This is a genomic window from Roseibium sp. ROS1, from assembly GCF_054658215.1.
This window is the reverse complement of the sequence record NZ_BAAGIG010000002.1, coordinates 72,957-86,320: the sequence shown is the minus strand read 5'-3', so window position 1 is coordinate 86,320 and position 13,364 is coordinate 72,957. Positions and strand designations below refer to the sequence as shown.

13 protein-coding genes are annotated in these 13,364 nt (G+C 58.9%); 5 read left to right on the top strand and 8 right to left on the bottom strand.

Annotated elements, in window-relative coordinates:
* Nucleotides 1-103: 103 nt before the first annotated feature.
* Together ACYQ6M_RS08620 and ACYQ6M_RS08615 are read right to left on the bottom strand one after the other, a co-directional pair.
* Nucleotides 104-769, bottom strand: a complete 666-nt coding sequence (locus tag ACYQ6M_RS08620; protein WP_228869192.1) for a class I SAM-dependent methyltransferase — start codon at nt 767-769, stop codon at nt 104-106.
* Between the two features lie 144 nt (nt 770-913).
* Complete coding sequence (locus ACYQ6M_RS08615) at nt 914-1,060, bottom strand: hypothetical protein (protein ID WP_023000028.1); 147 nt, start codon at nt 1,058-1,060, stop codon at nt 914-916.
* Between the two features lie 85 nt (nt 1,061-1,145).
* On the opposite strand from ACYQ6M_RS08615, the gene ACYQ6M_RS08610 reads away from it, so the two are divergent.
* Complete coding sequence (locus ACYQ6M_RS08610) at nt 1,146-2,051, top strand: LysR family transcriptional regulator (protein ID WP_062489612.1); 906 nt, start codon at nt 1,146-1,148, stop codon at nt 2,049-2,051.
* Nucleotides 2,052-2,142: 91 nt separating this feature from the next.
* Here the strand turns inward: ACYQ6M_RS08610 and ACYQ6M_RS08605 are convergent, their stop codons facing one another.
* The gene (locus ACYQ6M_RS08605) at nt 2,143-3,777 is read right to left on the bottom strand and encodes a hypothetical protein (protein ID WP_460073293.1); all 1,635 of its coding nucleotides are present in this window, start codon (nt 3,775-3,777) and stop codon (nt 2,143-2,145) included.
* 223 nt (nt 3,778-4,000) lie between these two features.
* Complete coding sequence (locus tag ACYQ6M_RS08600) at nt 4,001-4,909, bottom strand: alpha/beta hydrolase (RefSeq protein ID WP_460073291.1); 909 nt, start codon at nt 4,907-4,909, stop codon at nt 4,001-4,003.
* A 586-nt stretch (nt 4,910-5,495) separates the two neighbouring features.
* On the opposite strand from ACYQ6M_RS08600, the gene ACYQ6M_RS08595 reads away from it, so the two are divergent.
* The 4 genes from ACYQ6M_RS08595 (at nt 5,496) to ACYQ6M_RS08580 (ending at nt 9,487) form a co-directional block, all read left to right on the top strand.
* On the top strand, nt 5,496-6,200 hold the full coding sequence (locus tag ACYQ6M_RS08595) for an AAA family ATPase (RefSeq protein ID WP_460073289.1): 705 nt from the start codon (nt 5,496-5,498) through the stop codon (nt 6,198-6,200).
* A gap of 250 nt (nt 6,201-6,450) precedes the next feature.
* Nucleotides 6,451-7,407 (top strand): HlyD family secretion protein, encoded by a 957-nt coding sequence (locus tag ACYQ6M_RS08590; RefSeq protein WP_023000023.1) that lies wholly within the window; start codon nt 6,451-6,453, stop codon nt 7,405-7,407.
* Entirely contained in the window at nt 7,404-8,342 is a 939-nt protein-coding gene (locus ACYQ6M_RS08585) for an ABC transporter ATP-binding protein (RefSeq protein ID WP_023000022.1), read from the top strand. The genes ACYQ6M_RS08590 and ACYQ6M_RS08585 overlap by 4 nt, the downstream gene beginning before the upstream one ends.
* Nucleotides 8,339-9,487: an ABC transporter permease gene (locus ACYQ6M_RS08580; RefSeq protein ID WP_075284259.1), complete on the top strand. Its 1,149-nt coding sequence runs from the start codon at nt 8,339-8,341 to the stop codon at nt 9,485-9,487. Before ACYQ6M_RS08585 ends, ACYQ6M_RS08580 begins: the two co-directional genes overlap by 4 nt.
* A gap of 241 nt (nt 9,488-9,728) precedes the next feature.
* Here the strand turns inward: ACYQ6M_RS08580 and ACYQ6M_RS08575 are convergent, their stop codons facing one another.
* The 4 genes from ACYQ6M_RS08575 to phnC all read right to left on the bottom strand — a co-directional run bounded on the left by ACYQ6M_RS08575 (nt 9,729) and on the right by phnC (nt 13,322).
* The gene (locus ACYQ6M_RS08575) at nt 9,729-10,649 is read right to left on the bottom strand and encodes a DMT family transporter (protein ID WP_023000020.1); all 921 of its coding nucleotides are present in this window, start codon (nt 10,647-10,649) and stop codon (nt 9,729-9,731) included.
* A gap of 311 nt (nt 10,650-10,960) precedes the next feature.
* The gene (gene phnE / locus ACYQ6M_RS08570; RefSeq protein WP_023000019.1) at nt 10,961-11,758 is read right to left on the bottom strand and encodes a phosphonate ABC transporter, permease protein PhnE; all 798 of its coding nucleotides are present in this window, start codon (nt 11,756-11,758) and stop codon (nt 10,961-10,963) included.
* A complete protein-coding gene (gene phnE / locus ACYQ6M_RS08565) occupies nt 11,758-12,552 on the bottom strand; it encodes a phosphonate ABC transporter, permease protein PhnE (RefSeq protein WP_460073286.1) in 795 nt (264 codons plus the stop codon). Before phnE (ACYQ6M_RS08565) ends, phnE (ACYQ6M_RS08570) begins: the two co-directional genes overlap by 1 nt.
* Complete coding sequence (phnC, locus tag ACYQ6M_RS08560) at nt 12,549-13,322, bottom strand: phosphonate ABC transporter ATP-binding protein (protein WP_006939395.1); 774 nt, start codon at nt 13,320-13,322, stop codon at nt 12,549-12,551. Before phnC ends, phnE (ACYQ6M_RS08565) begins: the two co-directional genes overlap by 4 nt.
* Nucleotides 13,323-13,364 lie beyond the last annotated feature (42 nt).

Here is a 13,364-nt window from a genome sequence, read left to right as displayed (position 1 = left end):
ATCACACCTAGCACTCAACACCCCTCATCTGCAAGTCGCTACAACCGGCCAATTCAATCGATTTAAGTAATAACCGCGACGCTGCTTTTTCTGCGCACCCCTGTCAGAGCTTCCTTGCCACGACAAAGCGGCTGTAGGGTGCAGGATAGGTTCCTGTCTCGATGATTTCGAACCCTGCCGACCGGATGCTGTCTTCCAGTGTGTCGAAGGAAAAGAAACGGACAAAAGGCGCCTTGCCAACCAGTTGCATCACCTTGACGAGGGGAGCAAACAGCCACGCGCGCCTTTTCAGGCAAACGGTCTTGGAAATGTACAGCCCACCCGGTTTCAGGAGATGATGAATACGGGACAGAGTGTCCTCGGCGTTTTCCACCAGATGCAGGAAGTTGTAGGCAAGGATGGCATCGTACCCGGTTTCCCCCGGCTCGACCTTGTCGCTGAAGACATCGGCAACGGCAAACTTCAACCCTTGCGGATGATCATCGGTATCCGGCCCACCCTTCAATTTCGCCTGTGCAATCTCGATCATGCCGCTGGCGAAATCGGTGGCAAGATAAGACCTGACATTGCCGGCCAACAAAAGCGCCGTCGACCCTGTGCCGCAGCCCAGTTCCAGAACACTGTCCTGCGGCCCCAGGTGTTCCGTCGTACGCTCCAGCGTCTTTTCGTAAGCTTCCTGGTTGCGGATTGGAGACGCAGCATATTTGCGCGCAGCCTTGCTCCAGAAACCGGCAGATGACGGCATTTCATTGGTCCATGTTGTCGCCATGGCGAATAGTCCATTTCTAACAGATAAGCGGGAACGGCAGTAACCGGTCGAACCTGGTCCGACTGCGAATATGACAGCCGGCACACAGCTATCCGTGCTTCGAAACAGCTTCGAAGCACAGGCTGCTTGAAACTCCCGTACCCGCTATTTCTTCTTCTTGCGGCCGCCGCGCAGACCGATCTGATGAAGAATGTCGCGGCCGATATCGCGGCCGCCAGTGGGTGAAGCCAGGAACTCCAGAACCGAAAGAACGATGTTTGCCAATTGGATCATCAAAGATGACGGGCTCATTGGCGTCTCCTTTCGACAAGAAATCTACTTGCTTCAGAAATGAATGAGAATTGCCGAATTCTGGCTAGTTGATATACATATTTGCATGAACTGGCAGACCATCACATTCGACTGGAACCAGGCCCGTGCGTTCCTAGTAACGGCAGAGGAAGGGTCTCTCTCCGCAGCTGCCCGGGCACTCGGACTGACCCAACCCACGCTCAGCCGGCAGGTGGCAGCGCTTGAGCAGACACTTGGCGTGACCCTGTTCGAGCGTGTGTCGAAGAGCCTGATCCTCACGGAAGCCGGGATCGAGCTGGCTGATCATGTGCGCGCCATGGGCGACGCGGCCAGCCGAATATCCCTCGCGGCATCCGGCAAATCACAGCAAGTCGAAGGACTGGTCACAGTGTCCACGACGGATCTGATGGCAGCTCATCTCTTGCCCGATATTTTGCGTGAGCTGCGCAAAAAGGCACCGGGCGTCGAAGTGAAAGTGCTTTGTACCAACAGCTTGAGCGACTTGCGCCGACGCGAAGCCGATATTGCCATTCGACATGTCGAACCGGACCATCCTGACCTTTATGCCCGCAAGCTACGGGCAGCCCCGGCCCGCATCTTCGGCGCCAGATCACTGGTTGAACAATTCGGCCGCCCCCTGACGAGGGACGATGCGCCAGATCTCGATTTTATCGGCTTCGACAACAACGAAGAGCTGGTCGGCTACCTGCGCGCCTTCGGTCTGAAGGTGACCGAGGCCAATATTCGCCTTGGCTCCCCCAGCGGTGTGGTCGCCTGGGAATTCGTCCGCCAGGGCCTCGGTCTGGCCATCATGGCGGACGAAATCGCTGCACGGTTTCCCGAGATCGTTCCCGCCTTTTCCGATATCGAACCGGTTTCGTTTCCAATCTGGCTGGTCACCCACCGCGAACTTCACACCAGCCAGAGGATACGCGTAGTGTTCGATCATCTGGCGGAAGGTTTGCTGAAGGCAAAGCTCACCAAGATATAGACGCCCGCTCCGGTCCCAGCCACGTGGCGCAAGTATCCGGTCATTTTTTAGCGGCATCCAAAACCAGTCGTTGATCTGCCCGAACTCTTCTTTACGCGGCCTTCGCCCGGCAGAGGCAGCTTGCCCGGATCGGAATGTCCGCACGCGCGATGGCCTGGTCGAGCAGAAGCTTGACGTGCGGCAGCTCCACCTTCTCCGAACGCCTTACCAGACATTCATGCAATCCGTGCAACGCCCAGACATTACGTGGATGCTGGCTCGGGCGCGGCAGTTTGCCGTCCAATCCGAGATCCGCGCGGTAGACCGCTTCGGCTTCCTCATATTTGCCGGCTTCCATCAGGAGCGCGCCCAAGGCATGGCGCGTTGGCTGTGGCCAGGACCACGGCTCTTCGTATTGAAGCCCGTCGTCCAGGTCGACGGCAGTGCGAAGATGGGCAAGTCCTTCTTCCCTCCGCCCAGCCTTGAAAGCCACCTCCCCCTTCATCATTTCCTCTGCAACGGCGAGGACATCCCTTGCGGTGTTGTTGAAGAGCATCCGGCTATCGGGCACCTGCGCATAAGCCGCGGTGAAATCCGCCATGGCGGACAGCGCTTCGTCATGACGGCCGAGGTTGGCCAGGGCGATGGCCTTCGCGTAGTAGATCAACGCGTTGGTGGTGACATAGAGTTCCTTGTCCGCCGGCTGATCGAGCTCAAGGATTTCAGGCCACATTCCGAACCGGATGTAGACATGCGGTGCGGCGGCCACGAAGGTTTCGAAAACGTCCGGATACGATCGAACAACTTCGTCGGGCACCTCGCCGCGCAATCGCTCGACAGCCTCCACCGCGGCGGCTTTTCTGCCAAGAAACATGGCGCCGTAGAATGCGAAATGCAGATTGTGGATCCGGTACAGCGCATAGAAATTCGCCGGGCCAGCGTAAGCCTTGAACTTGTCGTCGACCTTGGCTGCCGCAAGATTGCGGTAGAGCACATTCTGATAGTCGCCGCACAAGACATCGATATGCGTTCCCATGTGCACAAGATGCCCGGCATCCGGAACCAGATCCTTCAGCCTGTCGCCATGGCGCAAAGCCCTTTCCGGGTGCGGCGACATTTCCATCAGGTGAATGTACATGTGCAAGAGCCCAGGATGATCCCAGGCGCCCGGCAACCTCTCAAATGCATGTTCCAGAACAGCTACGGCCTCGGTGGTGGAACCTTCAGGGTTCGGCACGCCCGTGTGGAAATCCCACAATTGCCAGGGCGTGCGGTTCATCAAGGCTTCTGCATAGATGCACGCGACATCCAGATCTTCCCTGTTGGCTTCGTAAACGGGTTTCATCGCTTCCGCGAAGCCATCGTTGAAGGGCTGATAGTCTTCGATTTCCGGATCTGTGGGATAACGCGACGCCAGGGCCTCGATCAGCGCACGCTCCACCGGTCTGGCCTCCTTCAGCGCCTTTGCGGTGGCCAGCGCTGCATGTGCGCGTGCCAGCGCAGGCCCCTTTTCCTCAGGCGTGAAGATTTCCCAGGCCTTGTTGTAATTCGGACCGATACCGTAAGCGATGCCCCAGTGAGCCAACGCACAGGCCGGGTCAGCCGCCACCGCCTTTTCGAAACAGACAATCGCCTCTTCGTGATTATAGGCAAATAGCCAGACCAGACCGCGGTCAAACCAGACTTGCGCTTCCGGTATAGACGTCACGACACGCGTATAGCGGCCGAGATCAAAATACTCTGACATGATACATCCCCCCTGATACGCGGCACCAACCCGAGGATCGAGGCTGGCACGCCGAAACGGCGGTTTCGAGCCGTCTCCAGATGACAGGCACTGGTGCCCAGAGGGTAGTTTGAAATTAAAAGTGACGTAAGGGCAACCGCAAAAGCGCTTCAAGTTTGCTCTGGCGCCGTGCAGACCAATTAACACGAGCCAGTTTTGATCCTGAGCAGTGCCGAGCCTTCGCCTAACCCAGCATCCAGTTGAGTATCAGGCGCCAGTCGGTCATGCGGATGGGGGTGCCGTGGGTGCCTGTATCGAACAGCGTGAACTTGATCGGATAGTTCGGAGCCCTGGTCTTTATCTGCTTGAAGAAGTTCGCCTGATCTTCCCAATTGTAGACCTGGTCGAGCGTCCCCTGCCCCATATAGATCGGCACGTTGCGCCCAAGTGCACCTGAAGACAGGAAGTTGGGATCCTTCGGTGAGCCAAGCAGCAGGATGCCGGAAAGCATGCTGGCATAATTGGCGTTCTTTACCAGGTTCCAGCAGATGATGCCGCCCATGGAACCGCAGGCAACCACGACCTTGGCACGTGGCGACAGCTGCTTCTGATACTGGATCAGGGCTGCCACATCGGCCGTGCCGCCATTGTCGAAGTTCTTTATGTCGACCGTCAGGTAGGCGCCGCCGTTCCTTACCATCAGGTTCTGAACGCGGTTGAAGTTGCCGCCGAACGAAACGTCGTTCATGCCCTGAAAGCGGTTGCCGCCCTGCCCGTGAATGTAGATCACGATGGCATTGGCACCACCCTTCCAGTTGCCGGTGCCCATGAATTCGACAACCCGGCCGTTGGCTTTCAGTTCTCCGCTGCCACGGCCCCGCTTCGGTTTGTAGGAGACATAGTTTCCGTAGACCCTGCGTTCGTCGACTTCGTCGCGATCGCGCAGGTCTCGCTGTTTGGAATATTCAACGACGATAAAATCGCCATCATAGAGCGTTTCTGAGACCTTCTTGTATCTGAACAGCCCATCCTTGTAAGGCTTCAAGGCCTCAGCCCACGCTGCCCCTGCCGTGCCCGCAAATGCCAACACCCCGCAAAGCAGAAGGTTCCGGATCAAGCAGGCCGGGCGGGAGTTGAGAAATCGGTGCAGCATGTGGCGTCCTTCAAGGCGCGGATCAAAGACATAATTCTGACCCCAAAGCATCTGGCGTTCAAATCAACGCGGACAAGTGCCCCGAATACCATGAGACCGATCAACAGCGGCAGACCACCGATTCAGGCACCCCTTCCGCACCGACAACCTACGCGGCACCCAAGGCGCATGCAATCGGTGGCGATCCAAAATCCGGCAGGATTTCTCCCCACCCCAGACAGAAGACGCACGAGGCGTTGCTGTTGCCGAATTCGCGTCATCCAGGCTGCCCATTGCGGCTGAACGCAGCTTTTCACCAGACCCTTGCAAATAGTGCCAAGGCGCTTTGCTGGTCTTTATCCACAAATCCTAACGTTTGTTGAATAAGTCTGCTGTAAATTGCGAATTTAAGGATTTGGTAACCATAAAAATCCAAGACTGCCAGACAGATAGGCCTGCAATGGGTCATCGGCGACACAAGCGGATTTGCAACGGAACACTCGGGAACCCGCTGACAGATCGCCTTCAAGGTGTTGGGCAGCTTTCGGCATGCGCTCGCAGACGCAAGTTGCTCCAGACAATGCTCGGCAAGGTCAGGAGAAGCCAGATGCCAGTCATTTCCTTCGCAAACGCAAAGGGCGGCGCCGGAAAAACCACGGCGGCTCTGCTGCTGGCGACAGAAGTCGCAGCACGGGGAAAGCGTGTCACCATCTTTGATGCGGACCCGCAGAAATGGATCTCGAAGTGGTACGAGCTGCCACGCAAGAGCCCGGGCATCAACGTCGTCAGCGAAATTTCGCCGGCCTCCATTACAGAGCAGATCACACTTGCCGCCGAAACGTCCGACTATGTGATTGTCGATCTTGAAGGAACCGAAAACCTCATCGTCGCCAACGCACTTTCAGTGTCCGACCTTGTGGTCGTGCCGATCCAGGGGTCTTCGATGGATGCGCGCGGTGGCGCCAAAATCCTGACCCTGATCAAGAAGCTGGAAAAGATTGTCCGCCACGACATCAAGCATTGCGTGGTTCTGACCCGTACCAATGCCGCGGTGACAACGCGTGCCATGAAGGCGGTCCAGGACTTCCTTTCCGCCCAGAATATCGACGTTCTTATGACCCCGATTGTGGAACGCGCCGCGTTCCGCGATCTCTTCGAATTCGGCGGCGGCCTCTCCGGCCTCGACACGTCGCTGGTCTCCGGTGTCGGCAAGGCCCGGGAAAACGCTTCGCTTTATGCCGCGGAAATCCTCGAACGGGCTATCACCGTTCCCAGGAAGCGCTGGTACAACGTGTTCAATCGGGCGAGTTGACGGCGTTCGTTCCTGTCGTTTTTGCAAGAAAGGCTGCGGCTCAAACCGCGGCCTTTTTCGTATCGTTTGCGGAAGACCGGAGCTGCGCCCTCCTGCTTGGCATGCCTGGTGTTGATGCCCGGTGTTGCCCCGAAGGAGGCAGGTCCGAACCTGCCTCAACCAGCCATGGCACAGGCCCGCGAAGCAGGCTATGGTGGCGGCAAGGTGATACCCTTCTTGCCGCATACCCTTGATCCATAGGGAGGAATTCATGTCTACACCCCGTCTGCGCAGTGTCCTCGCAGCCACCGTGTGCCTGTTTGCTGCCGGTTGTTACGGTGAAGACGGGAATGTTGCCCTTGGAAACCTCGAGCGAGACAGGGTCGCGCTGACCGCAACAGCAAATGAGGTTCTGGTCGAGTTGCCTGTGCCACAAGGAACCTTCGTCAAGAAGGGCACCGTGCTGGCTCAGCTGGACCCGGCCGAACAGCAGGCCATCGTTGCCCAGGCGAAGGCAGAGGTGCAGAAGGCCAAGGCCAATCTCGTGAAGCTTGAAAACGGCGCCCGCGACGAGGAGATAGCAAAGGCTCGCGCGGCCGTAGCGGGTGCGAAAGCGGAGTTGGAAGATGCGCAGGCTTCGTTCGGGCGCTACGACGACCTGACCGGACGCGGCACCACAAGCCAGGCACAGCTCGACAGTGCCAAGGCTGCGCGCGATGCAGCCGACGCGACCCTGAAAAGTGCGCAGGAACAACTGAAGGAGCTTGTCGCCGGCACAAGACCGGAAGACCTCGACATAGCCAAGGCCGAACTGGAGGCCGCCCAGGCAAGCCTCGCCACCCAGGAAAAGATCCTGTCCGATCTGACCATCACCGCCTCGCGTGATGGCACGCTCGACAACCTTCCCTGGAACCTTGGGGAACGGGTGACGGTCGGCAGTCCGGTCGTTGTGATGCTGGCCGGCGATGCACCCTATGCCCGCGTCTATGTTCCCGAACCGCACCGGGTGAAGGTCAAGCAGGGCGACAAGCTGGAGGTGCGAATTGACGGCCTCGACAAGCCGATCGAAGGCACTGTGCGCTGGATCAGTTCCGAAGCTTCCTTCACGCCCTATTACGCGCTCAATCAATCCGAGCGCGCCCGGTTGATGTATGTCGCCGAAGTGCAGTTGCCCGACAGCGCCAACGACCTGCCGAATGGCGTTCCGGCCCAGGTTGTTCTGCCGTGAGTTCAAACGACGGCGACATCGTGATCCGGGCCGAGGGCCTGGTGAAAAGCTTCAAGGGGTTCCGGGCGGTCGACGGACTGGATCTGACCATCGAGCGTGGCATGATCTATGGCTTTCTCGGCCCCAACGGCTGCGGCAAGACCACGGCCATGCGCATGCTGACGGGACTTCTCACACCGACCGAAGGCACCGTCGAAGTGCTGGGGCTTTCCGTCCCCAAGGATGCCGAGACCCTGAAATACAAGATCGGCTACATGACCCAGGCCTTTTCGCTCTACGGCGATCTGACGGTTCTGGAGAACCTCAACTTCATGGCAACGATCTACGGCCTGCCATCAAAGCGGAAGAAGCAGCGCATTGCCGAGGTCATGGAACGATATGAATTGAGCGAGCTGGGTGACCGGTTCGCAGGTAAGATGTCCGGAGGGCAACGCCAGCGCCTGGCGCTGGCAACCGCCGTTCTGCACGAACCGCAGCTTCTGTTTCTGGACGAACCGACCTCGGCCGTGGATCCGGAGTCGCGTCGCCATTTCTGGGAACAGCTGTTCGACCTGGTCGATGGCGGAACGTCCATTGTCGTGACCACGCATTTCATGGACGAGGCGGAACGCTGCCACAAGATTGCAATCATGGAAGCAGGGCAGAAACGTGCTGACGGAGCACCGAAGGACCTGATGGCGGCAATGGGTGCCAATGTCGTGGAAATCGAAGGCCCCAACCTGCGCGAAATCCGCCGCCGGCTGCTGGGAACGGAAGGCATCATCACCGCGGCACAGCTGGGGGCACGCCTGCGCGTTCTGGTGCGGGACGACATTGCCGATCCCGAAGCGTTCCTGAAAAACAAGGACGAGACCAACGGTGCCACGTTGATCGAAAAGGTGCGCCCGAACCTGGAAGATGTCTTCGTGACGGCAACGGGAGAAGGCCGACAATGATCAGACCCCTTTCACGGATATCGGCCATCTTCTTCAAGGAGCTCAGCCAGCTGCGCCGGGATCGGATGACCTTCGGCATGGTCATCATGATCCCGTTGATCCAGCTGATCCTGTTCGGCTACGCCATCAACACCAACATTCGCGATATTCCCGTAGCTGTCGTCGATCACAGCCAGACCGGGCTAAGCCGGATCCTGATCCAGATGGTGGAAGCGACACGTGTCGTAAAGGTGACCGAACGCCTGACCAGCATCGAGGAAGCGGAAACCGCGATCAAGGCCGCGCGCGTGCGCGCCGCCTTCATTCTGCCGGACGACCTCTCCCAGAGGGTCGCCCGCTCGCCCGCCGCCAACCTGGGCACGCCGCCTTCCACCGACGAGGAAACCAGCCGCCCTGTTGCCCAGTGGATCGTCGACGGCTCTGACACCATGATTGCAGGTGCCATCAAGTCGCTGCGCAACATGCCGCTGGCAGAATTGAACCGTCAGGCCCCGAACCGGTCGACGCCGACCTTCGAGGTGGCCCTGTTCTTCAACCCGGAACAGCGTACCGCCATCAACATCGTGCCCGGCCTGGTCGGCATCATCCTGACCATGACCATGATCATGTTCACCTCTGCGGCAATCGTGCGCGAACGCGAGCGCGGCAACATGGAAATGCTGATCAACACGCCGGTGCGGCCGATCGAGCTGATGATCGGCAAGATCATTCCCTACATCTTCATCGGCCTATTGCAGACGATGATCATCCTCGGGCTCGGACACCTGCTGTTCAACGTGCCTTTCGGCGACAAGATATTCGATCTCTTTGTCGGCACATTGCTCTTCATCGGAGCCAGTCTGTCACTGGGCCTGGTACTGTCGACCATCGCCCAGAGCCAGTTGCAGGCAACCCAGATGACGGTGTTCGTGCTGCTGCCGTCCATCCTGCTGTCTGGCTTCATGTTTCCCTACGAAGGCATGCCGGTGATCGCGCAGTATATTGCCGAGGCGTTTCCGGCGACCCATTTCATGCGCATGATCAGAGGGTTCGTCCTGCGGGACGCCGGACTGCTGGAGCTGCACCGCGACGTGCTTTGGATGTGCGGGTTCTTCGTTCTGGGCATGATCGTCGCCGCTTTCCGCTTCAAAAAACGGCTGGACTGAGGAATGTTTGGCCTGAGGCCGGTTGCTTAGCCAACTGCTGTGGTGACCCGGTTTCCTTCCCCGCCTCCCTCCCGGCCTCATCCTGAGGAGCGCATTTCTGCGCGTCTCGAAGGATGGGCGGCATACTCAGGAGCAAGTGGCCCATCCTTCGAGACAGCGCTCACGCGCTTCCTCAGGATGAGGCTGTCGTATTGTGGGATGTCCGGATAGCCGCCAGTTGGGAGCCAGTCTCCCTCGCCCCCTACTTCGGCTGCGGGCCCGTATCGAAACGCGGGTTGGCGGTTTTCAGGACCGGGGTCTGTACAGAGACATTCTCCCGGCTCTCACGCCACACGACGAAGATACCCGAGGCAATGATGACTGCTGAGCCGAGGCCGACGTAGAAATCCGGTGTTTCGGAAAAGAACAGCATGCCGAACAGGCTTGCCCAGAGGATCTGGCTGTATTGCAGTGGTGCCACGACCGCGGCCGGCGCGGCCTTGTAGGCCGAAATCGTCAGGAACTGGGCAATGACCGAGAGAAAGCCGATCGCCGCCATAAGTCCGAGGTCGAGAAGCTCCACCGGCACATAGAAGACCGGCAGCGTCATCGACATGGCCATCATGGACAGGATCATCGGGTAGAGGATCAGGACGGCCGGACGTTCCTTGCCGCCGAGTTTACGCACCAGAATGGTGGAAAGCGAATTGGCGAAGGCCGCTGTCAGGGCAGCTGCATGGCCGAGGGTCAACTCCGTCACGCCGGGACGTAAAACGATTAGAACGCCGATCAAACCGACGATCACGGCAGCCCAGCGCTGCGCCCGCACGGTCTCACCAAGCAACGGTACGGACAAGGCGGTGATCAGAAGCGGCATGGCAAACAGCAATGCATAGACCTCGGCCAGCGGCAGCGCCGTAAAGGCGTAGAACCCGCAGGACATGGCGATAATGGCCAGGCCTGCCCGCGACAGCACCAGCCAGGGGTGTCTTGGGCGGAAATTGTCGACCGCCTTGTCCGCCAGCATCATCATCGACATCGGCACGAAGGCAAAAAGCATCGTGAAGAAGATGATCTGAAAGACCGGATAGCTGCCACCGAGTTCCTTGATGATGGCGTCATGCGTGGAAAACAGGGCAAATGCGAGAAGCGCGGCGGCAAGTCCCTTGAGCGATTCAGTCATAGGCCGGGCCTTAATGGTGTGATGGCCGCCCGCAGAAACCGGACGGTTGCTGGGCTGGTTCCGGACGTGACGTCTTGTTTCGTCAGCCGAGCGGTGATGGCAAATCAGCGGTTGGTGGCAATGTCTTGTTTCGATCATCACTGAAACGAAGAAAAGTTCAAGAAAGGCCGCTTCGTTTCAGACGGGTTTCGGACAAAATGACCAAGAGTTTCCACAAAGCAAATGGCGCGGCAGAGGTTTCCCGCTGCCGCGCCATCATTTGCAGTTTGCCAAAACGGCTTTTCAATCCTGGCAACCGGTTCCGGCTCTTTTCAGAGGATCTTGCGCCGCAGGTAGGACGATACGACCTCCCCCACCACCACCAGGGCGATGATGGCCAGGAGCACCATGGAGACTTCCTGCCAGTTGAAGGTATCGATGGCCCCTTGCAGGATCACACCAATGCCCCCTGCCCCGACCAGCCCGAGAACCGTGGATTCCCGCAGGTTGATGTCCCAACGCAGGATAGTCACCGCAAAGAAGGTCGGCATGACCTGGGGGACGATGGCATAGAGCACCACCTTGAAATGGCTTGCGCCGCACGCCTTCAGCGCCTCGACCGGTTTCGGATCGATTTCCTCGATGGCTTCGCCCAGAAGTTTGCCCAGGAAGCCGATGGAACGGAACATGATTGCAACGATGCCGGCAACCACACCCGGGCCGAAGATTGCCACGAACAAGAGGGCCCAGATGATCGTGTTCACCGAACGCGACGAGACCAGGATGAACCGGCCGAGCCAGAGCGTCAGTGCGTTCGGCGTGGTGTTCTGCGCGGCGATATAGGCCACCGGCAGAGCCAGCACGACCGCCATAGCCGTGGCGATTGTGGCAAGGTTTACCGTCTCCCACAACGCACTCAGAATCTGGTCGAGGTGGGTTGGGTCTGGAGGCACCATGCGGCTGAAAAGATCGCCCATCTGGGTCGGCGCATCCCACACCCACGCCCAGATGATGTTGACGCTGCCGAGGGCCCAGGCAACGACGAGTGCGGTCAGGGCAAAGTAGCCGTAGCGCTGAAACCGTTGGGCCGGCGTGTAACGCGCCCAGTCTTGGAGCTGTACCTGTTCCATTATGCGATCCGCTTTCTGATTGCACCGCTGACGGCTTCGGAAATCAGGATGGCACCCACGATGACCATGGTGATGGCCAGGGCGAAGTCGTAGTCGTAGCGCCCGAAGGCATTCGCCAGGGTGGCGCCGATGCCGCCCGCGCCAACGATACCGACGACCGCCGAGGCTCTGAGGTTACTGTCGAGCTGATAAATGCCGAGGCCGATCTGGCGCTGCATGATCTGCGGGAACACCGCGTAAACCAGTGTCGACAGGAACGGTGCGCCCGCTGCCTTCATGGCTTCGACAGGCCCCGGATCGATTTCCTCGATCTTTTCCGCCAACAGCTTGGCAACAAAGCCGATGGAGTAGACGATCAGCGTCAGGACACCCGCGAAGGGACCAAAACCGACCGCTTTCACGAAGATGATGGCGACAATTACCGGATGGAAGCTGCGTGCGATGATGATGACCGCCCGGCCAAAATAATAGATCGGGAGCGGTGCGATGTTCCTGGCCGCCATGAAGGCGATCGGGATCGACAGCAAGATGCCGCCGACAGTTGCAAGGATCGCGATCTTCAGGCTTTCCATAAACCCGTCGATGAGCAACTCGCTGCGCTGGAAGCTGGGCGGGAAGGCCCCGCCGAAGATCCGCCCTGCACGGCTCAAGCCTTGCATCATGCGGTCCCAGTCGATCGGCAGAGTCGCAAAGGTGGTCACGATATAGATCGCTATTGCGACATAAAGGCCGTAGCGCAATAGCGGGTTGGCGATGAAGGGCTGCTTGCGCCAGGTATCCCTCGCCGTACTCATGCCGCAGCGCCTTCCATCTGCCGGTCTTCGTGAGGAACACCGGCATAGATCTCGTGCATCGCGTCCTTCGTCAGGGCATCCGGCAGATCGTCGAAAATGATCCGCCCATAGCGCATGCCGACGATACGGTCGCTGAATTCCTTGGCTTCATTGACGTTGTGAATGTTGATGATCACCGGAAGCTTCAGTTCGCGTGCGAGGTCCCGCAGCAGCGTCATGATCTGTTCCGAGGTCTTCGGGTCGAGAGAGGCTGTCGGTTCGTCGGCCAGAAGGATTTCAGGTTGCTGCATCAGCGCCCGGATAACGCCGACACGCTGGCGTTCGCCGCCTGAAAGTTCGTCCGCGCGCTTGTTGGCGTAATGGGCGATCCCGACCCGCTCCATGAGCTCATAGGCCCTGCGAATGTCTTCCTTGGGGTAACGTCTCGAAAGCGCTGCCCAGGTCGAGATGTAACCGAGGCGCCCGCTCTGGACATTTTCCATCACGGTCAGGCGGTCAACCAGATTGAAGCTCTGGAACACCATGCCGATGCGGCGGCGGCCGACGCGCAGCTCGCGCTTGCCCAGGCTGGTGAAATCGGTGCCATTCAGGAAGATCTTGCCGGAGGTCGGCTCGACCAACCGGTTGATGCAGCGAAGCAGAGTACTCTTGCCTGCCCCCGAAGAGCCGATCACGGAGACGACCTCTTCACCGGGAACCTCGAGGTCCAGGTCTTTGAGCACAGGATCCCCGGCCCCGTAACGTTTCACAAGGCTTGTTATCTTTAGCATGTTTTACCTCGATTGAACCGGCCCACCGGAGTTCAACTCACG